Here is a 19,185-nt window from a genome sequence, read left to right as displayed (position 1 = left end):
CCTACAGGGGAATGGGGGCTTCTGTAGGAGCTGCCGAAGGCTGCGATCTTTTGGTTCTGAAAGTCCCGGAGTTATTTGCCTAACTTGCGCAGTTCATCCGATTCGATCACCCGCACCCCATCCTGTTCTTCCAGCGCCAGGCGCCACATCGCTCGCGCCAACTGGCACGCTTCGATGCCGTGGTATTTCCCCGGAATCAGCTTCGACAATGGCCCGGCCAGTTGCTCGACCAGACGTGGTTCGGTGCGTTCGCCAAGCAACAGCGAAGGTCGGCAAATGGTCAGCTGCGGCCAGTTCTGCGCGCGCAGGGCCTGTTCCATTTCACCTTTGACCCGGTTGTAGAACACCGAGGAATTCGGATCGGCGCCAATCGCACTGATCACGATCAGGTGCCGCGCGCCCATCTCCCGCGCGCGCTTGGCAAACGCCACGACCATGTCCAGATCGACTGCGCGAAAGGCTTCTTCGGAGCCGGCCTGCTTGATAGTGGTGCCGAGGCAGCAGTAGGCGATATCGACCCGGCCACTGAGCTGCGGCAGAAACGCCTGCGGGTCACCGACCGGGTTTTCCAGATGCGGATGCTCGGCCAGCGGCCGGCGCGAAGGGGCGAGGACACGGGTAATCGTTGGCTCGTTGAGCAAACGGTCGAGCAGATGTTCACCGGTCAGTCCGGTGGCTCCGGCAAGCAATACGTGCTGAGGCGTCAAGTACATAGTGTCTCTCCCTTGATACTGTTCAGCTTAGTTGCCTTTTTTCGCCGCGTCGTTCAATGCGCTGCTGTGCAAAGCTTTACGTGCTTGCTGTTTGCGCAGCAGTTGCCAGTGCGACAGCACGGTTTTCGGCGCCCAGATCTGCGGCTCCGAGGCTTCGAAGCCGTCGGCCAGCTCACGTTCGGCGACGGTGGCCTTGGCCAGTTTGAATGCCTGCTCAAGGTCGTCGGTCTGGTTCAGTGCCTGGGCAAACAGCGCGTCGCCGAAATAAGTGAAGTTGGCTTCTTCCGAGCAACCGAACGACACCCGATCGGCGCGCGAGGCAGTCATGATCAGCGTGCGTTCGTCCTTCAGCGCCGGGATAAATCCACCGGAATAGCACGAGGAAATCACGATGACCTTGTCGCGATGCTTCAGCGGCGCGAGCACGGCGGCGAGTTCATCGGCGGGCAGATCGGCGAGTTCCATGCGCGGCTGGTCGAGCACCAGTTCATGTTCGGCGGTGCCGTGGCTGGTCAGATAAATGAACAGCAGGTCTTCCGGCCCGCTGCGTTCGGCGAGGGCTTGCGCGGCGCGGCGCAGGTTTTCGCGAGTGGCCATCGGCCGGTCGCCGAGATGATCGCGATGATTGACCAGACGGATCTGGCCGAAGGCGCCGAAGCGCGTGTTGAGCATGTTGGCGACGTAGTCGGATTCACGCAGGAACACGCTTTGCTTGCCGTCGCCACCGAGGGTCAGGGTGTACAACTCGACTGCCGGAGTCGAAGCGGGGATCGCCGCCAGTGCCTCGTCCAGCAACCGACCCTGGGCGAGCAAGCCGAGTTCGAGGGTGTCGGGGAGCAATTTGCCGTCGGCGTCACGTACGCGTTGGCCGTTGATCCAGGTGCCGCTGAGCACGCTGCCATCGGTCAGCACCAGAGTACCGCGTCCTGAATAGCTGTCGTTGTCGAAGCCGCCGATGTAGAAGCTGCCATCGGCGAGGTTCAAACGGCCCTGGCCGGTGAAGCGCCAGTCATTGAACACACCGATGTAATGGCTGCCATCAGCGCCGATCAGTTCGCCCTTGCCGGTCAGCGCGCCTTCCTTGAACTGGCCGAGCCAGACGTCGCCGTCGGCGTTCTCGTAGCGGCCTTTGCCGTGCAATTGATTGTTCTTGAAGCCGCCGACGTAGATATCGCCGTCGGCGCTGTTGTAAGTGCCGTTGCCTTCCAGTTGACCGTTGACGAAATGGCCCGTGAACGAATTGCCGCTGGCATCGCCGCGCTGGCCTTCGCCGTTGGGTTTGCCGTGGGCGAACTGGCCTTGATAGGAGCTGCCGTCGTCCATTTCCAGACGGCCGAGGCCGGAATACTGGTCAGCCTTGAACTCGCCGCGATAGGTCATGCCGTTTTCTTTCAGCGTACCTTCGCCATCGCGCCGGCCCTGCTTGAAACCACCGGTATAACTGCTGGCATTGGTGCTCAGGCTGCCCTGTCCATCAAACAGACCTTGCTGGAACTGGCCGCGATAGACCTCGCCGTTGCTGCCATGCCATTCGCCTTGCCCGTGCCACTGACCCTTGTCGAACTCCCCGGCGTACCAGCTGCCGTTGGGGTAGTCGACGCGGCCCTGACCTTGCAGCAAGCCGTCGACCAGTTCACCGCGATAGCGTCCGCCATCGGGCAGGCGCGCATCCGGCGGCAACAGCGATTCGCCGTCGCCGCAAGCGGTGAGCATCAGGGTCAGGGCAAGGGGTGCAAGTCGAGCGATTGAGCGCATAGCGGGATCCGGGCAATTAGGCGACCGAGTATGCCGCAGCTATGCGTCGCATATATACAGACGTGACGCGAAACAGCGTGCGCTGCTTCGCATCCGGGATGATCAGACGAAGCAGAGTGACAGCGGCTCGGCGATGTAGGCCGGTTTGTCCGAGCCTTCTATCTCCAGTGTCGCGGTGGCCTTGAGCAGCCACTGACCGGGTTTTTTCTCGGTCACTTCGACCATGTCGACCTTCAGTCGGACTTTCGAATTGACCTTGACCGGCTGGATGAAACGCACGCTGTCCAGGCCATAGTTGACGACCATCTTCACGCCTTCGGGCAGCACGAGGATGTCTTCCATCAGTTTCGGCATCAGCGACAGCGACAGGAAACCATGGGCAATCGTGCTGCCAAACGGCGTTTGCGCAGCCTTGACCGGATCGACGTGAATGAACTGAAAATCACCAGTGGCTTCGGCGAACAGGTTGATGCGCTCCTGATCGATGGTGAGCCATTCGGAACGTCCAAGTTCCTTGCCGACATAATCTTTGAGCTCTGCAACGGGAACATAGGGCATTGAGACTCTCCTTGGGTTCATCGGTTTTATAGTTTTTCAGGGGGCGGATTTGACCGGCCTGCGAACCACTGTAGATCATCATGGCGATTTGCTCAGGTCAACCGACCATGCTTTTGGCGAATGCCGGTCCATAGCGCCGGCATGCTTATAATGCCGAGCCCCTGCTGGGTGAAATAGAAGACGGAGATGTCAGATGTTGTTACGTGGCCTGACCCTGCTGGTGCTGTTCCAACTGCTCGGCACGGCGCTCAATCATTTGCTGTTGCCGATATTGCCGGGGCCGATCATCGGGCTGCTGCTGTTGCTGGTGTTCCTGATCATTCGCGGTGAAGTCGGCGAGCCGCTGAATCAGGCGGCGGGCAGCCTGCTGCGTTATCTGCCGTTGCTGCTGGTGCCGCCAGCGGTGGGCGTGATGGTGTATGCCACGGCGATTGCCGCCGATTTCTGGGCGATCGTCGGCGCGCTGGTGGTCTCGCTGATCATGTCGATGGCCTTTGCCGGCGTGCTCATGCAACGGCTGGTCAAACGTCATGCGCCGCCGGCGGAGGAATCCTGATGCTGTTCGACTGGCAAGGCGCGTGGACCTCGGTGATTCATCATCCGCTGTTCGGCATTGGCATCACGCTAGGCGCTTATCAACTGGTGCTGGCGGCATTCGAGAAAACCCGCTGGATCTTTCTGCAACCGGTGCTGGTCTCCATGTTGTTGGTGATCGGTGTGCTGGTCGGCTGCGGCCTGACCTACGCGGAGTATCGCAAGAGCACCGAAATCCTCAGCATTCTGCTGGGGCCGGCCACGGTGGCGCTGGCGGTGCCGCTCTACCTGAATCTGCGCCGCATCCGGCAATTGTTCTGGCCGATTTTTACTACTCTGGTGATAGGCGGGGTGGTCGCAACGGGCATGGGCGTGGCGCTGGGCTGGTGGTTCGGTGCCGATCACATGATCCTGATGACCATGGCGCCTAAATCGGTGACGTCGCCGATCGCCATGCTGGTTGCCGAGCAGATCGGCGGTGTGGCGGCGCTGGCAGCGGTGTTTGTATTGATCACCGGGGTCATCGGCGCGATCTTCGGCCCGGCGCTGCTGACCCGCCTCGGCGTGCACAGCCCCGAAGCGCGCGGCATGGCGCTGGGCATGACCGCTCATGCGGTCGGCACGGCGGTGGCGATGCAGGAAAACGATGAGTGCGGCGCGTTCGCCGCGCTGGCAATGAGTCTGATGGGTGTGGCCACGGCGGTGTTCCTGCCGTTGGCGGTGTCGATGGTGGTGTAAGGAAATGTCTATGAGTCTGCCGCTTTTTCCGCTGAACACGGTGCTGTTCCCCGGCTGCAACCTCGATCTGCAGATCTTCGAGGCGCGCTACCTCGACATGATCGGCCGCTGCATGAAGCAGGGCGTCGGTTTCGGTGTGGTGTGCATTCTGGAGGGCAACGAAGTCGGTGTGGCACCAGAAGGTTTCGCAATGGTTGGCTGCGAGGCGCGGATCACCGATTTCCAGCAACAGGACAACGGCCTGCTCGGCATTCGCGTCCAGGGCGGGCGGCGTTTCACGGTGTTGCGCACCGAAGTGCAGCGCGATCAGTTGATCGTCGCCGACGTCGAATGGCTGGACGATGAGCCCGAGCAACCGTTGCAGGACGAGGACGCCGATCTGGTCGCGCTGCTCAAGGCGCTGGCCGAACACCCGATGGTCGAAGCGTTGGACATGGGCACTGAAGCCGCCGGTCAACAGTCACTGGCCAATCAGCTTGCCTACCTGTTGCCGTTCGCCGAAGAAGACAAGATCGATCTGCTGCAACTCGACGACCCTCAGCAACGGCTGGATGCGATCCAGGCATTACTCGACGAGTTGCAGGGCGAACTGTTCGCCTAGTTTCACTTGCAAAACGCATGACTCAAGGCGCAAACGAAGATCAGCGCAGGCCCAGCCTGACACGATGTTGAAACCGGCAGCGCACCGTCAGCTCATGTTGACCGGGATGAACAGACCTTCGCGGTCGACGCGCTCTTGCAGATCATTGAGCAGGCGCCATTGATTGCTCACCGAGTTGTAAACCAGCGTGCCCGCTGTCTCGGGTTTGTAGCCGATGTGGGTGACGTAGACCCGCGCGGCCAGTTCGTGGCGCTGTTTGTGCTTGTCGATATCCGTCAGCAATGCCTCGACACTGGCGTAGCCACGAGCATCGATCACATACAGCTGCAACACCTCAAACAACAGCGACACTTCATAAATGTTGCCGGCTGACGTCACCACACCGATGCACTCCACCGGAGTGTCATCCAAGATGTCCGGCAACTCTACCGTGACGCTGGCAATGCGCAGGCGGTTGCCCTGGAGCTGAATGTCGGCGCGCGTGACGGTTTCTGTCAGGGTACGGGTGAACAGATTCCATCTCGATGCATTGGCCGTTTTTGCCGCAGCGCCCGGTGTGGCCAGACGCAGGATGCTGTTGCTGGCGAGATAAACGTCGTAAGTCGCGCTTTTGCCTTCGAGCAGATAAATCCCGGTGTGCGGCCGCGATTCGATGACCACTTTGCTGTTCTGGGCGCCCAGTGATGGTTTCTCGCTGACCAGCGGACGGATGAATGGATATTTTCCGTTGCGCCGCTTCAACCAGCTCCGCGAGCTGAGCACACGGATGCCGGGGTTTCTGGCGTCGTCCCGGTAATCGAACGCGGGCACCTGCACGCGGTATGAAACGTCATCCTGCATGACCAGCACGATGTCCCGGGCCAGAAGCGGTGTCGTGACCTTCAGGCTGTTTTGGCCACTGTAGCCCGTCGCGGCGGCAATCGTCTGGATCACGCCTTTGAAGGCCAGCACCTTGGATGGCAGCAGAATCGACAGGCTGATGTTGTTGTAGGTCAGGTGCGTATTGCCCGAAACACCCTGGCGCAATTCCACGCCATAGCTGACCACCACGTCGACGATCTCGCTGTCCTGGTAATCCAGGTAAATGGTGCGGGCGCCGGTAGCGTTGCCTGTGGCGACGAATTCGACCCTGTGCTCGGTACGTGCGACGAAGTGGCGCTGCACGCCCTGACCGTCCAGCGCCACCGTGCCACCGTTGACGATTGCCGGGGCGGGTGCTGGCCGTCCGCTGACAGTGACGGCAACCTCGATGTCCTGACTCAATGCTTCACCAGGTCGAGTGGGCAGTTGCGCGCGCAGTTCATAGCCATCGAGAGTGCGGAACACCCACCGAGCATTGTTCAATTGGCGCTGACCGTTGACCGTCTGGTAAACGTTTTCGAGGGTCAGCACGTGGTCGGGGTCGCTGCCGTCCCTGCCGCGCAAGGAGTTGACCACCAGTGAGGTGCCGATGATTTGCCAGCGTTGAATGACCGCCATCGGCCAGCCGAGTTCGATCAGGCTCGAATGGTCGCCACATTCGATGATCGTTGTACGTGCATTGGTGTCGGCGATGTAATAGCGATCTTCGCCGCCGCCGCCCTCAACCGTGCACTCGGTACCAGTGATTGCGATCGTGTCGTTGCCGTCGCCGGCGCTGATGCGGTCGTAACCGTTGGCGGAAATCTGGTTGGGCTGTTCATTGCCCGTGATAGTGCTCGTGCCTTTGCGCAAGGTCGCAACGTTTTCAATGGAGGTCAGGTGGGCGACTTCGAGGGTGTCGTTCGCAGAGTCCGGGCTGCGAAGTGAGACCTTGCCGGTTTGCAGGTTGACGTCGTGACCGATGTAACGCGTGTCGGTAATCGGGCGGACGCCTTCGAACGCAACCAGGTCGTTGCCCGAGCCGCCATCCAGCACATTGATGTGCGGCGGTTTGCTCGATCGATCCAGTTCCTGATCAGAGACTTCCTGGTAGAACGCATCATTTGTGTCGCCGCCCGTCAGTGCCTTATGGCCGTCGCGGTAGGTGAAGAGGTTGGGCCGCGCCTTGACGCCAACCACGCGGTCGTTGCCATCACCCAGACGCCAGAACACGCCTTTGCCTTTGCCTTCGCCTGGGCTGCCACTGACCATGCCCTTGAGGTTGTCGGGTAATCCGAGGCTCGCGTCGACTGCATCGTCGCCGCCGACGATCACCGCCTGGCTGTCGAGTCTGAACGGCAACTGCCCGGCGCTTTCGTCCCACTGGTAACGCCACAGTTCGACAGGGCGCAGTTCAGCGCGAAACGCGCCATTGACTACCTGTGCGATGGAGTCCTTGTAAGCACCGGCCAGCATGTCTTTCGCCGACAGTTCGAGCTGTTTTCCATAGTCACTGTAAAGCCTGGACAGTTTGAAGCGATCCATCACCTCGGTGTCCAGTTCCTTGCCGGTGAAGGCGAACCATCCCGAGCGCAGACGCTCGAGTGTCGTCAGTTCGATGTAGTCGTCGATATCGTCGACGACCCCGGCGGCCTGATAAATCATCGATCCGCCGATGAGCAGCGCAGCGGCCGCAAGGCCGAGCGGGCCGGCAACGCTGCCGAAGCCGGCCAGCGCGGCGACGCCCAGCACCAGGCTGATACCCGCGCCCGCTACACTCAGGGCACCGCTGAAATAATGATCCTGAGCTTGTTTGCCCGATGTTGCGGCGGCGGCGTTGAAGGATTTGATCGCGTCAACGATGTCGAACGGCAAGGTAATCGCGCTGGCGAACAGTCTCGCACCACGGCTCATGTATTTGCCGATTGAGGTCAGCGCAAAACCCCTCAGCACGTTGCTGCCCTGAGTCAGCATCGCCTGGCCTGTTCTGGTCAGGCCCTGCTCGATGATCAGCGAGCCGAGTTCTGCAGCGATGGATCCGCCGTAGTACAGCATTTCCAGTGCCTCGCCTTTCTTGATCGCATCGGTCAGCGCCATGTAGCTGCTGTAGATGCCGAAGGCTTGCATGCCGACTCCCGCGCCGCTCATCAAATAGCTTTTGCTCTTGTTGATCCAGCCCGGTGCGTTTTCAAACGCGTCCGCGCGGTGGATTTCCAGCTTTTGCGCAGCCTTGCCCAGCTTGTTGAGGCGATCCATGGCGCTGCCGGAAACCAGCGGCGTATCACTGATGAACAGTGGGCCGGCATCCACCGAGCGCTTGCAGGCAATTTCGTAAAACAGCATTGCCGCCATGTCATTGTCTGGGAAATCCACGGCCTGCAAGCGCGACTGCACCTGCGCCGATTGAAAATTGAGTCCGTCGAGAAATGCCTGATCCACGCTCTTGATGTGGGCGTTCGCCGCACTGACCGGTTGACCGTCAATGGTCGCCCCCAGCGCTTGCAATTCGACCCGACTGATCATGATCTCACCGATGCGTAGCAGGCCCAGATGCTTGTCCAGGGCTTTGAGGGTTTTGCGAAGCGACGGATCAATGTCAGGCGCCTGCGTCTGATTGCGCATATGGGTGGGCGGCGCATGGGGATTCGCCGAGACGTCGATGGGGGTAACTTCAAGTGCGCGAACGTGGGCGATATGGGTCGCAGGGACGATGAGTTTCGACACGTATTAATCCTTTAATGGTGTGCATGAGGGTGCCGGTCTCCTCTCCGGCGTTGTATGGGCGTGCCCGGTTCAGGGCCAGGCGATGTCGTATGCAAACTCGTTCTTGTTGCCCGACAGCCTGAGGATTGGCAGTCCCGCCGCTTCCACTTTGTCGATCAGTCGGTCGTATTGGAATTTGTTGGCATGCCCGGCATGGGTCGCCGCCTCGATGCGCTCAGCGTCCGCGCCGGCCTGTTCCTTGATGTCTGCGACCCTGGCGCCTTTGCTCAGGTCTGTGTTCAGCAACCAGATACGCTCGGCTGGAACTCCGCTGCGGGTGACCGAAATCAGCCCCTCGAAATCGTCGGAGGGAAACCAGGTCGGCGGGTTCTCACGCGCAGCGGAATTGAACGCCATGTTCTCTTCGTGCGGGACGACTTCCAGATTGCGCGTGTCGAGGGCGTACATGAACATTTCTGTCTGCCGCGTGCGCGTGGACCGATAACCCCGCTCGTGATCCCAGGCGACGGGGCTCTCAGGATCAGACCAGTCGGATGAGGAACTGCTTGAATCATCGGCATCGCTTGCGCCGCTGTCTGAGCTGCTGTCACCCGCGTCGCGTCCCGGGTATTTATGGGTCTGGCTGTTGAAGCGCAGGTATGCGGGATCGGGGGCGCTGGCGTACATCTGGCCTTGCTCGAGACTGAACGTCGCGCTGATCGGCTTGTGCGTGGTGGCGCCGGGTTCATGGTGATAACGGGGCAGCATGGTGCCGTCGTTCGCCAGCTCGAACGGCGTGCGCTCGTCACCGCGAAACAGCGCCGGGATGTCCGTGCGATACAGGCAATTGTTCTTGTTGCGCAGATAACCGAGCTGTTTCAACAGCGCCTCGCGTACCTCTGGGGTCAGGCCTTGTTCTGCGTCGTACCAGTCGTGGCGGGCATTGCGCTTGAGGTTGAGCTGCTCGACCGCATCTGTGGCCAATTGCTCGAAGCGTTGCGGGTTGGTGGCGTCATCCAACAGGCGCTTGTGCGCCAGTGCCCAGGCTGGAATCGCCAGATGGTCGCTCATCTCCTGCTGCAAGCGGGTCAATTGCTTGGGCAGCAGATTGAACGATTGCAGAAAGGCTTCGCGCTCTGCACGGCTCATCTGCGGATGCAGCCAGCGCAGTGAGTCGCGCAGCAGATCGGTCAGCGGATTTCCGGTGGTTGTGGGATGTGCCCCCTGTGGCGGCATGCCGCTGGCCTGAGCTTCGACACGAAAGCGCGCGATGTCCTGGCCCTGCAAGCCATATAGCTGCCAGATCTCATGATCGGTCCACTGTTTGAGGTGGGTCGGCGACGCCGCGAATCCCCCCGACGGAGGATCTACCGGAATGAAATTGCCAAATGAATCCCTGAAGGCGAACAGGGGGGGGCTGTGCGCGCTGCAAAAAGCGGATGCATTTCGTAGTAACCCTGAGCATCCGGCGAACGCCCCGATGGACTGTAACGGCTTTGATTGATGGGCGTTGTCGCGTTGGCGAGCCGTGCTCGCTTCGGCGCGGGTTGTTCAGTCAGGCGCCAAGTGGGACTGTCTGCGTTTTTATACAAAAGCGGTCCGGAGGGCACGCGCTCGGTCAGCAACTTGCTGCGCCATGCGCCGGTTTGATCCACGCCGACGTGAGTGGTTTGCAAAGCGCCCTGATATTCGACGTCGACAAACTTTCTGCCAACGACCCAGCGAAATCCATCGGTGTCGGCGGGCTTCATTCCACGCACAAAGGCCTCTGACAACCAGTAATCGGTTATTGAAGTGGAATGTTCCGAACGATAAGCGCCGTGTGCCGGTAACTGGAAGATTTCGATCGCCGGAAGTCTCGGGTTTGCATCGGCGAGGGGGCTGCCGGAAGTTGTTGTGGGCAGCGTCTGGTCGTGACCACCGGTCCTTCTCGATATTTCAACGGCGCTGGCATCGATCAAGGGGCGATGTGGTGTCGGTGCGTGCGGATCAGTTTGATGCGGCGTTGTAACAGGCGTCTTGCGGGGTATCTTTGGACTCATGAATAACTCGACAAAGAATGAATTGATAAATGCCTCGGCAGAACTTCAATGCCGGGTCCGGATAAATATTGATTGTTGGCAAGTGCTCAAGCCGGGCGGATTGAACTCACGGTTTTTTCATAGCGCGAAATACTTCGCGACCGTGTTCCGGCTGGACTATATAACGCTAGTTTGGCGTTGGTTGGGAATGCGGAAATGTCGGTTTTATAACCAGGAAAGTTAACCGCAGGAGGGGAAGTTTGCGTAGGTTATCAACGCCGCTCTTGTCGGAATATTCCGAAAGAGCGACGTATAAAACATGTGACTTGTAAGTTGTCTGGTTTAGTAGGCGTAACGCAGCAATGTATGTGGCAAGTGGCGCAGTACGAAGAAGCCGAACAGAGCAACCATCGATGGCAGGATCAGCCACCAGATCTTGAACGGCATCGCATTAAGGGACGCCTGCCGTTGGCTCAACCACAGCATCGCAGCACACACGCAGCTGGCAAGCATCGCCCCGGCCAATATGTCGGTTGGCCAGTGCGCGCCGAGATAGACCCGCGACAGGGCGATAGAGAGTGCCGGGATGCAGGCAATCAGCAGCCAGGTCAGGCGCATGCGCGGCGGCTGACCGCGCCCGGCGAGTACACCCAGCGTCAGGAACAGGGCGAATGCGCCAGAAGCGTGGCCGCTGGGCATGCTGTAGGTGGTCAATGGATCGCTGAGCACTTCCGGGCGCACCCGGGCGAAAAAATACTTGGTTCCGGTATTGGCCATTGCGGTGACCAACATGGTGGCGCCCGCGAACATTGCCTGGCGCCACTGCTTGCACAGCACCAGCAGAATGACGAGCAGGGCACTGAACAGCAGCATGTTGCGGAATTCGCCGATCAGGGTCAGCGTCACGGCGATTTCGTCCAGCGCTGGCTGGCGGTGCTCCTGCACCAGGGTCATCACGCCGTTGTCGAGCGCGGTGAGGTATGGATAGCCAATGAACAGACCGATCAGGATCAGCAGGCTCATGCTGCCAATCCAGATTGTCGCGCGACGATGGCGGCGCACGCTGCTGTTGACGCTCAGGCCGACCATTACCGCGATGCTGGCCGCGACAATCCCGGCTTCGAGCCAGAAACCTTCAGGCAATGGCAGGCGGAACGCTGCGCCCGTGGCCCAGCCCGGCAATAGATAAGCCAGGCTCCAGCCCGCAGCGGCCAGCAGGCTGACGGCGAAGAAACGCGGGAAGGGCATGTCGCACATCCCGGCGACCATCGGCAGCATCGGCCGCAGCGGGCCGATGAAACGCCCGACCAGCAGGCTGGCGATGCCATAGCGTTGGAAGTACGACTCGGCGCCGGCCATCCATTCCGGGTGATGGCGTAGCCCGGGGAGGCGGCGGATGTTCTGATGGAAATGCCGCCCCAGGAAGTACGAGATCAAGTCGCCGAGGATGCCGCCGAGAAAGCCCAGCAACAGTGTTTCGCTCAATGACAGCGCGCCACTGCCGGCCAGTACCGCCACGCCGAACAACAGCACCGTGCCCGGCACGATCAGCCCGGCGATCGCCAGACATTCCACGCACGCGACGATGAACACCGCTGCGGCCAACCACTGCGGATTGGCGCCGAGCCATCCGGTGATGCTATCGAGCCATGGGCCCATACAGAAAAACTCCAGACTATTGATGATTCCGGTAGGAGCTGCCGCAGGCTGCGATCTTTTGATCTTGTTTCTTTAAAGCAGAATCAAAAGATCGCAGCCTGCGGCAGCTCCTACAGGGGTAAGCGTTTACAGAAGGAAATAATCCCCGCCTTCGACCTGACCCCGTCTCAGCGGGTTCCGCGTGCACCATTGCGCATACGCAGCGTCAACGAAGCGATACATCAAGTGTTCATCACGGCCCAGCGGGATGCCCAGCCGAGTGGTTTGAATGATCTGCGCGGGTGGCGGTCCCGGGTCCTCGACCAGCAACAGTTCATGATCGAAACGCTTGGCGTCCCACATCGGCACTTTCAAACCCAGCGCCTTGCACAGCAGGGTCTGTCCGGCGCAGAGCTTCTGTGTCGGACGCGGTCGGCCCTGGGCATCGGGATTGTTCAGCAGCATCTGCGCCAGACTCGCCGGACCGCTCACTTCATCGACCCACGGATAGGCAGATTTGATCAGCACGGCGTTGCCCGGCCCCTGCGCACTGAAGTTCAGCGAATCACCGCCGCGTGCGTAGTACATATAGATGTGGCCGCCATCCAGAAACAAAGCCTTACGCTTTTCTGTATAGCCGAGCGAGGCGTGGCTGCCTTTTTCCGCGCAGTAATAGGCTTCGGTTTCGATGATTCGCGCACTCAGCCACAGATCGCCGACGCGATGGCGGATGACTTTGCCGAGTAGCGCCTGCGCCAGCACCTGGGCGTCGCGGTCGAAAAAACTGTCCGGCAGGCCCACGGGCAGGCGCGCGGACTCGGGGCAAAGGGGCACGTTGGTCATGATGGGCAAGGTTTATCCAGGCTCAAGAGGTCGTGATGATAACAACGCTGAGCTTAATTACGTCTGAACGCCGGCCAAACGCAGCTCATTTCGACCATCCGCCCGTCACCGCTGTTAGTCCCGGGACGCGGCAGCTATAATCTGCCGCTTTCCTCTTTGCCAAGACCCCAGCAGACCATGACTGAGTCCGTTCTTGACTACATGACCCGATTGGGTCGCGCCGCCCGCGCTGCCTCCCGGGTCATCGGTCGCGCCAGCACCGCGCAGAAAAACCGCGCCTTGCAGGCTGCCGCCAATGCTCTGGACGCTGCGCGCGCCGAGCTGGCCGCCGCCAATGAGCTGGATCTGGCTGCCGGTCGCGCCAACGGTCTGGAGCCGGCGCTGCTGGAGCGTCTGGAACTGACCCCGGCACGCATCGACGGCATGATCATCGGCTTGCGTCAGGTTGCTGCACTGGCGGATCCGGTCGGCGCGATTCGCGACATGAGCTTCCGTCCGTCGGGTATTCAGGTCGGCAAGATGCGCGTACCGCTGGGCGTGATCGGGATCATCTACGAATCCCGTCCGAACGTGACCATCGATGCCGCCAGTCTGTGCCTGAAGTCCGGCAACGCGACCATCCTGCGCGGTGGCTCCGAGGCAATTCATTCCAATCGCGCGATTGCCGCGTGCATTCAGCGCGGTCTGGCCGAGGCCGAACTGCCCGCCGCCGTGGTGCAAGTGGTGGAAACCACCGACCGTGCCGCCGTCGGCGCGCTGATCAGCATGCCGGAATACGTCGACGTCATCGTGCCCCGTGGCGGTCGTGGCCTGATCGAACGCATCAGCCGCGATGCCCGCGTGCCGGTGATCAAGCACCTGGACGGCATCTGCCACGTTTACGTCAGCGAACATGCCGATCTGGCCAAAGCCCAAAGCATCGCCTTCAACGCCAAGACCTACCGTTATGGCATCTGCGGCGCGATGGAAACCCTGCTGGTCGATCAGGCCGTTGCCGTGGATTTCCTGCCTTCGATGGCCGCGCAGTTCCGCGACAAAGGCGTCGAACTGCGTGGTTGCGAGCGCACCCGGGCGATCATCGAAGCGGTCGCGGCCAGCGAAGACGACTGGCACACCGAGTACCTGGCGCCGATTCTGTCGATCCGCGTGGTCGACGGTCTGGAGCAGGCGATCGAACACATCAACCATTACGGCTCCCATCACACCGACTCGATCGTCAGCGAAAACCTCGCTGACACCCGCCGGTTCGTGGCGGAAGTCGACTCGGCCTCGGTGATGATCAACACGCCGACCTGCTTTGCCGATGGATTTGAATACGGATTGGGTGCCGAGATCGGCATTTCTACTGATAAGCTGCACGCCCGCGGCCCGGTCGGGCTTGAGGGGCTGACCTGCGAGAAGTACATCGTGGTCGGCGATGGCCAGTTGCGCGGCCAGGCGACGGTCTGACTTGACCGACCTCGACCTGACAGCGCCGCACACCGGCAGCGAGTCGCGCCCGCAACGCATTGGCGTGCTGGGCGGTACGTTCGACCCGGTGCATATCGGCCATTTGCGTGGCGCGCTGGAAGTTGTCGAAGCGCTGACGCTGGACGAGTTGCGCCTGATGCCGAACGCGCGGCCGCCACATCGCGGTACGCCGCAGGTGTCGGCGCAGGACCGGCTGGCGATGGTCGAGTGCGCGGTGGCCGGATTGCCGCCGCTGGTGGTGGACGCCCGCGAATTGCAGCGGGACAAACCGTCCTGGACCATCGATACCCTGGAGTCGCTGCGCGCAGAGATGCCCGCCGAGACCCAGGTTTTTCTGCTTTTGGGCTGGGACGCATTTTGCGGCCTGCCCACTTGGCACCGCTGGGAAGAGTTGCTCCAGCATTGCCACATCCTGGTGCTACAGCGCCCGGACGCCGACAGCGAACCGCCGGATGCCTTGCGCAACCTGCTGGCAGCGCGTTCGGTGAGCGACCCGCTGGCCCTGAAAGGGCCGAGCGGACAGATTGCATTCGTCTGGCAGACACCGCTCGCGGTTTCCGCCACCCAGATCCGTCAACTGCTGGCCAGCGGTAAGTCGGTACGTTTCCTGGTGCCCGACGCGGTCCTGGCCTACATCGATGCGCACGGTCTGTACCGTGCGTCGAACTGAACAAGGCGCGCTTCACCGATACGGATCACCGTATCCCCAAGCCGCCGAATACATGAGCAAAACGAGTTACATATGACTGATAAAGATCTACCGAAAGTAAAGCGCAAAGGCACGTTCAAGAGCGCACCACTGCCGGAAGCCGTCAACACCAACGAGCCGCTCAAGGGCGACGAACTGGTCAAGATTGCCGTCGCCGCGCTGGAAGACGTCAAGGCCCAGGACATCCAGATCATCGATGTGCGCGACAAGCAGAGCATCACGGACTACATGATCATCGCCACCGGTACCTCCAATCGCCAGATCAACGCGATGCTGGACAAGGTCCGTGAGGAAGTGAAAAAGCAGGGCGCCAAGCCGCTGGGCGAAGAAGGCAAGGGCGACAGCGATTGGGTACTGCTCGACCTCGATCTGGTGATCGTGCACATGATGACTGCCTCGGCGCGTCAGTTCTACGACCTGGAGCGCCTGTGGGCCGGTGCCGAGCAAAGCCGTGCGGCCGATGCCAAGCACCACAGCCCGGAAAACACCCACGAGCATTTCACCAAGCTCAACAAAGACCAGTTCTAAGGGATTGCTGTGCGACTGCGCCTGATCGCCGTCGGTTCACGCATGCCCAAGTGGGTGGAAGAAGGCTGGCATGAATATGCCAAGCGTCTTCCGTCCGAGCTGGCGCTGGAACTGGTGGAAATTCCGCTCAACACCCGTGGCAAGAATGCCGACGTGGCCCGTTTCATCCGCCAGGAAGGCGAAGCCATGCTGGCCAAGGTCGGGCACAACGAGCGGATCGTCACGCTGGAGGTTCACGGCAAGCCGTGGAGCACCGAGCAACTGGCGGTCGAACTCGATCGCTGGCGCCTGGATTCGCGCACGGTCAACTTCATGGTCGGCGGCCCGGAAGGGCTGGCACCGGAAGTCTGTGCCCGCGCTGACCAGCGCTGGTCGTTGTCGCCGCTGACCTTGCCGCACCCGCTGGTGCGGATCCTGATCGGCGAACAGTTGTACCGTGCCTGGACCGTGTTGTCCGGCCACCCTTACCACAAGTAAGCCTGCCCTCATGTCTCAGCCGATCCGCATCAAGGACCACGAAAAGGACGCCCGTCTGGTGCGCAGCCGTGTCGTGTTCGGTGCGATCGTGATCGTGGCGCTGATCTGTGTGTTGATCGCGCGTCTGTATTACCTGCAGGTGATCCAGTACGAGTACCACTCGACCCTGTCGGAAAACAACCGCGTCCATGTGCAGCCGATTCCGCCGACGCGCGGGCTGATTTTCGACCGCAACGGCGTAGTTGTGGCCGACAACCGGCCGAGCTTCAGCCTGAGCATGACCCGCGAGCGCTCCGGCGACTGGCAACAGGTGCTCGACGTCATCGTCGAGGTGCTGGAGCTGACGCCCGAGGACCGGGTGATCTTCGAGAAACGCATGCGTCAGGGCCGTCGGCCGTTCGAGCCGGTGCCGATCCTGTTCGAGCTGACCGAAGAGCAGATCGCCCGCATTGCGGTGAACCAGTTCCGCCTGCCCGGGGTGGAAGTGGTCGCGCAACTGGTCCGACATTACCCGCAGGGCGCGCATTTTGCGCATTCGGTGGGCTACATGGGGCGGATCAACGAGAAAGAGCTGAAGTCGCTGGATCCGGTCAACTACAGCGGCACCCACCACATCGGCAAGACCGGCATCGAGCGTTTCTACGAGCCGGAATTGCACGGTCAGGTCGGTTACGAGGAAGTCGAGACCAACGCCCGTGGCCGCGTATTGCGCGTGCTCAAGCGCACCGATCCGATTCCCGGCAAGGACATCGTCCTGAGCCTCGATATCAAGTTGCAGGAAGCCGCCGAGGCCGCGCTGGGCGGGCGACGTGGCGCGGTGGTGGCGCTCGATCCGAAAACCGGCGAAGTGCTGGCGATGGTCAGTCAGCCGAGTTTCGACCCCAACCTGTTCGTCACCGGCATCAGCTTCAAGGCCTACGCCGAGTTGCGCGATTCCATCGACCGGCCGTTGTTCAACCGCGTGCTGCGCGGTCTGTACCCGCCGGGCTCGACGATCAAACCGGCGGTGGCAATTGCCGGTCTCGACGCTGGCGTAGTCACGGCTTCGAGCCGGGTGTTCGACCCGGGCTATTACATGCTGCCCAACTACGACCACAAGTACCGCAACTGGAATCGCACTGGTGACGGCTTCGTCGACCTCGACACGGCGATCATGCGTTCCAACGACACCTACTTCTATGACCTGGCGCACAAGCTCGGCATCGATCGGCTGTCGACCTATATGAACAAGTTCGGCATCGGCCAGAAGGTCTCGCTGGACATGTTCGAAGAGTCCCCGGGCCTGATGCCGTCCCGCGAATGGAAACGGGCGACGCGCAAACAGGCGTGGTTCCCCGGCGAAACCCTGATTCTCGGGATCGGCCAGGGCTACATGCAGTCGACGCCGCTGCAACTGGCCCAGGCCACGGCGCTGGTGGCCAACAAGGGCATCTGGAACCGTCCGCATCTGGCCAAGTCCCTCGACGGGGTCAAGCCGGTGGATGAAAACCCGATGCCGAACATCATCCTGCGCGACCCGTCCGACTGGAACAAGGTCAACCACGGCATGCAGCAGGTGATGCACGGTGCCCGTGGTACCGCGCGCAAAGCGGCGATCGGCGCGCAATACCGCATCGCCGGCAAGTCCGGTACCGCGCAGGTGGTGGCGATCAAGCAGGGCGAGAAATACGACCGCTCCAAGGTCCAGGAACGCCACCGCGACCACGCGTTGTTTGTCGGCTTCGCCCCGGCCGATGATCCGAAAATCGTCGTGTCGGTGATGGTCGAGAACGGTGAGTCCGGTTCCGGCGTTGCCGCGCCCGTGGTGCGCCAGGTCATGGACGCCTGGTTGCTCGACCAGGACGGCCACCTGAAAGCCGAGTACGCCAGCCCTATCACTGCGGAGGCCCCGGCCCGTGATGAATAACTTCGATCGCATGCTCTCCAGCGAGGATGTGATGCGTCGCCGCGCGACGTTGCTGCAAAGACTGCATATCGATGGCCCGCTGTTGATCCTGTTGCTGATCCTCGCCGCCGGCAGCCTGTTCGTGCTGTATTCGGCCAGCGGCAAGAGCTGGGACCTGCTCGGCAAGCAGGCCACGTCGTTCGGCATCGGCCTGGTGGCGATGATTGTCATCGCCCAGTTCGAGCCGCGTTTCATGGCGCGTTGGGTGCCGCTCGGTTACGTGATCGGCGTGATATTGCTGATCGTCGTCGACATCATGGGCCACAACGCCATGGGCGCCACGCGCTGGATCAACATCCCCGGGGTGATCCGCTTCCAGCCCTCGGAGTTCATGAAGATCCTGATGCCGGCGACCATCGCCTGGTATCTGTCCAAACGCACCTTGCCGCCGCAGCTCAAGCACGTCGGCATCAGCCTGATGCTGATCGGCGTGCCGTTCATTCTGATCGTGCGCCAGCCGGATCTCGGTACCTCGTTGCTGATTCTTGCCGGTGGCGCCTTCGTGCTGTTCATGGGCGGCCTGCGCTGGCGCTGGATTCTCAGCGTGCTGGCGGCTGCAGTGCCGGTGTCGGTGGCGATGTGGTTCTTCGTCATGCACGACTATCAGAAGCAGCGTGTCCTGACTTTCCTCGACCCGGAAAGCGATCCGCTGGGCACCGGCTGGAACATCATCCAGTCGAAAGCCGCGATCGGCTCCGGTGGCGTATTTGGCAAAGGCTGGCTGCTCGGCACCCAGTCACACCTGGACTTTCTCCCGGAAAGCCACACCGACTTCATCATTGCCGTGCTTGGCGAAGAGTTCGGTCTGGTGGGGATTTGCGCGCTGCTGCTGATCTATCTGTTGTTGATCGGTCGCGGGCTGGTGATCACCGCTCAGGCGCAAACGCTGTTCGGCAAATTGCTCGCCGGCGCGTTGACCATGACTTTTTTTGTTTACGTTTTCGTCAACATCGGTATGGTCAGTGGCCTGTTACCGGTCGTGGGGGTGCCGTTGCCGTTCATTAGCTACGGAGGAACTTCGCTGGTGACGCTGCTGTCAGCGTTTGGGGTTTTGATGTCGATCCATACCCATCGCAAGTGGATCGCACAGGTTTGAATAAGGTGAAGAGTGC

At 61.1% G+C, this 19,185-nt stretch carries 17 protein-coding genes; 9 read left to right on the top strand and 8 right to left on the bottom strand.

The window, feature by feature from the left end:
• Nucleotides 1-71: 71 nt before the first annotated feature.
• From AB4N73_RS18205 to AB4N73_RS18195, 3 genes are all read right to left on the bottom strand, one after another.
• A complete protein-coding gene (locus AB4N73_RS18205; RefSeq protein WP_016773010.1) occupies nt 72-713 on the bottom strand; it encodes an oxidoreductase in 642 nt (213 codons plus the stop codon).
• Nucleotides 714-740: 27 nt separating this feature from the next.
• A complete protein-coding gene (locus tag AB4N73_RS18200; RefSeq protein ID WP_460142391.1) occupies nt 741-2,468 on the bottom strand; it encodes a C13 family peptidase in 1,728 nt (575 codons plus the stop codon).
• A 102-nt stretch (nt 2,469-2,570) separates the two neighbouring features.
• Nucleotides 2,571-3,026, bottom strand: coding sequence for a MaoC family dehydratase (locus AB4N73_RS18195; RefSeq protein ID WP_016773011.1), 456 nt, complete (start codon nt 3,024-3,026; stop codon nt 2,571-2,573).
• A 193-nt stretch (nt 3,027-3,219) separates the two neighbouring features.
• Between AB4N73_RS18195 and AB4N73_RS18190 the strand changes: the two genes are divergently transcribed.
• Genes AB4N73_RS18190 through AB4N73_RS18180 form a run of 3 tightly spaced genes read left to right on the top strand, consistent with a single transcriptional unit; the run spans nt 3,220 to nt 4,899 of the window.
• Nucleotides 3,220-3,582, top strand: a complete 363-nt coding sequence (locus AB4N73_RS18190) for a CidA/LrgA family protein (protein ID WP_252886852.1) — start codon at nt 3,220-3,222, stop codon at nt 3,580-3,582.
• Entirely contained in the window at nt 3,582-4,298 is a 717-nt protein-coding gene (locus AB4N73_RS18185) for an LrgB family protein (RefSeq protein ID WP_236168742.1), read from the top strand. The genes AB4N73_RS18190 and AB4N73_RS18185 overlap by 1 nt, the downstream gene beginning before the upstream one ends.
• A gap of 10 nt (nt 4,299-4,308) precedes the next feature.
• A complete protein-coding gene (locus AB4N73_RS18180; protein WP_041477716.1) occupies nt 4,309-4,899 on the top strand; it encodes an LON peptidase substrate-binding domain-containing protein in 591 nt (196 codons plus the stop codon).
• A gap of 87 nt (nt 4,900-4,986) precedes the next feature.
• Here the strand turns inward: AB4N73_RS18180 and AB4N73_RS18175 are convergent, their stop codons facing one another.
• The 5 genes from AB4N73_RS18175 to AB4N73_RS18155 all read right to left on the bottom strand — a co-directional run bounded on the left by AB4N73_RS18175 (nt 4,987) and on the right by AB4N73_RS18155 (nt 12,944).
• Entirely contained in the window at nt 4,987-8,463 is a 3,477-nt protein-coding gene (locus AB4N73_RS18175; protein ID WP_460142390.1) for a calcium-binding protein, read from the bottom strand.
• A gap of 69 nt (nt 8,464-8,532) precedes the next feature.
• Nucleotides 8,533-9,678, bottom strand: coding sequence for a hypothetical protein (locus AB4N73_RS18170; RefSeq protein WP_460142389.1), 1,146 nt, complete (start codon nt 9,676-9,678; stop codon nt 8,533-8,535).
• A 131-nt stretch (nt 9,679-9,809) separates the two neighbouring features.
• A complete protein-coding gene (locus AB4N73_RS18165) occupies nt 9,810-10,484 on the bottom strand; it encodes a hypothetical protein (protein ID WP_460142388.1) in 675 nt (224 codons plus the stop codon).
• A gap of 321 nt (nt 10,485-10,805) precedes the next feature.
• Nucleotides 10,806-12,122: a bifunctional DedA family/phosphatase PAP2 family protein gene (locus AB4N73_RS18160; protein ID WP_252876959.1), complete on the bottom strand. Its 1,317-nt coding sequence runs from the start codon at nt 12,120-12,122 to the stop codon at nt 10,806-10,808.
• A gap of 126 nt (nt 12,123-12,248) precedes the next feature.
• Nucleotides 12,249-12,944, bottom strand: a complete 696-nt coding sequence (locus tag AB4N73_RS18155; protein ID WP_460142387.1) for a DNA-3-methyladenine glycosylase — start codon at nt 12,942-12,944, stop codon at nt 12,249-12,251.
• A 177-nt stretch (nt 12,945-13,121) separates the two neighbouring features.
• On the opposite strand from AB4N73_RS18155, the gene AB4N73_RS18150 reads away from it, so the two are divergent.
• The 6 genes from AB4N73_RS18150 (at nt 13,122) to rodA (ending at nt 19,169) form a co-directional block, all read left to right on the top strand.
• Nucleotides 13,122-14,393: a glutamate-5-semialdehyde dehydrogenase gene (locus tag AB4N73_RS18150; RefSeq protein WP_460142386.1), complete on the top strand. Its 1,272-nt coding sequence runs from the start codon at nt 13,122-13,124 to the stop codon at nt 14,391-14,393.
• On the top strand, nt 14,362-15,084 hold the full coding sequence (gene nadD / locus AB4N73_RS18145) for a nicotinate-nucleotide adenylyltransferase (RefSeq protein WP_095181904.1): 723 nt from the start codon (nt 14,362-14,364) through the stop codon (nt 15,082-15,084). Before AB4N73_RS18150 ends, nadD begins: the two co-directional genes overlap by 32 nt.
• Nucleotides 15,085-15,156: 72 nt before the next feature.
• Nucleotides 15,157-15,651 (top strand): ribosome silencing factor, encoded by a 495-nt coding sequence (gene rsfS / locus AB4N73_RS18140; protein WP_016773024.1) that lies wholly within the window; start codon nt 15,157-15,159, stop codon nt 15,649-15,651.
• A gap of 9 nt (nt 15,652-15,660) precedes the next feature.
• A complete protein-coding gene (rlmH, locus tag AB4N73_RS18135) occupies nt 15,661-16,128 on the top strand; it encodes a 23S rRNA (pseudouridine(1915)-N(3))-methyltransferase RlmH (protein ID WP_011063671.1) in 468 nt (155 codons plus the stop codon).
• A 10-nt stretch (nt 16,129-16,138) separates the two neighbouring features.
• Nucleotides 16,139-18,034, top strand: a complete 1,896-nt coding sequence (gene mrdA, locus AB4N73_RS18130; protein WP_041477721.1) for a penicillin-binding protein 2 — start codon at nt 16,139-16,141, stop codon at nt 18,032-18,034.
• Between the two features lie 31 nt (nt 18,035-18,065).
• The gene (rodA, locus tag AB4N73_RS18125) at nt 18,066-19,169 is read left to right on the top strand and encodes a rod shape-determining protein RodA (protein WP_050977864.1); all 1,104 of its coding nucleotides are present in this window, start codon (nt 18,066-18,068) and stop codon (nt 19,167-19,169) included.
• The last annotated feature ends 16 nt before the right edge of the window (nt 19,170-19,185 follow it).

The sequence above is a fragment of the Pseudomonas sp. S3_B08 genome (assembly GCF_054667725.1).
This window is presented reverse-complemented; position numbering and strand designations above follow the sequence as displayed.

Excerpts from the sequence above, each read along its gene's own strand:
- rsfS (WP_016773024.1), top strand. The coding sequence starts at position 15,157 with ATGACTGATAAAGATCTACCGAAAGTAAAGCGCAAAGGCACGTTCAAG.
- nadD (WP_095181904.1), top strand. The coding sequence starts at position 14,362 with ATGGCCAGTTGCGCGGCCAGGCGACGGTCTGACTTGACCGACCTCGAC.
- AB4N73_RS18190 (WP_252886852.1), top strand. The coding sequence starts at position 3,220 with ATGTTGTTACGTGGCCTGACCCTGCTGGTGCTGTTCCAACTGCTCGGC.
- mrdA (WP_041477721.1), top strand. The coding sequence starts at position 16,139 with ATGTCTCAGCCGATCCGCATCAAGGACCACGAAAAGGACGCCCGTCTG.
- AB4N73_RS18160 (WP_252876959.1), bottom strand. The coding sequence starts at position 12,122 with ATGGGCCCATGGCTCGATAGCATCACCGGATGGCTCGGCGCCAATCCG.
- AB4N73_RS18205 (WP_016773010.1), bottom strand. The coding sequence starts at position 713 with ATGTACTTGACGCCTCAGCACGTATTGCTTGCCGGAGCCACCGGACTG.
- AB4N73_RS18170 (WP_460142389.1), bottom strand. The coding sequence starts at position 9,678 with ATGCCGCCACAGGGGGCACATCCCACAACCACCGGAAATCCGCTGACC.
- AB4N73_RS18185 (WP_236168742.1), top strand. The coding sequence starts at position 3,582 with ATGCTGTTCGACTGGCAAGGCGCGTGGACCTCGGTGATTCATCATCCG.
- AB4N73_RS18155 (WP_460142387.1), bottom strand. The coding sequence starts at position 12,944 with ATGACCAACGTGCCCCTTTGCCCCGAGTCCGCGCGCCTGCCCGTGGGC.
- AB4N73_RS18200 (WP_460142391.1), bottom strand. The coding sequence starts at position 2,468 with ATGCGCTCAATCGCTCGACTTGCACCCCTTGCCCTGACCCTGATGCTC.
- AB4N73_RS18195 (WP_016773011.1), bottom strand. The coding sequence starts at position 3,026 with ATGCCCTATGTTCCCGTTGCAGAGCTCAAAGATTATGTCGGCAAGGAA.
- AB4N73_RS18165 (WP_460142388.1), bottom strand. The coding sequence starts at position 10,484 with ATGAGTCCAAAGATACCCCGCAAGACGCCTGTTACAACGCCGCATCAA.
- AB4N73_RS18180 (WP_041477716.1), top strand. The coding sequence starts at position 4,309 with ATGAGTCTGCCGCTTTTTCCGCTGAACACGGTGCTGTTCCCCGGCTGC.
- rodA (WP_050977864.1), top strand. The coding sequence starts at position 18,066 with ATGCGTCGCCGCGCGACGTTGCTGCAAAGACTGCATATCGATGGCCCG.
- AB4N73_RS18150 (WP_460142386.1), top strand. The coding sequence starts at position 13,122 with ATGACTGAGTCCGTTCTTGACTACATGACCCGATTGGGTCGCGCCGCC.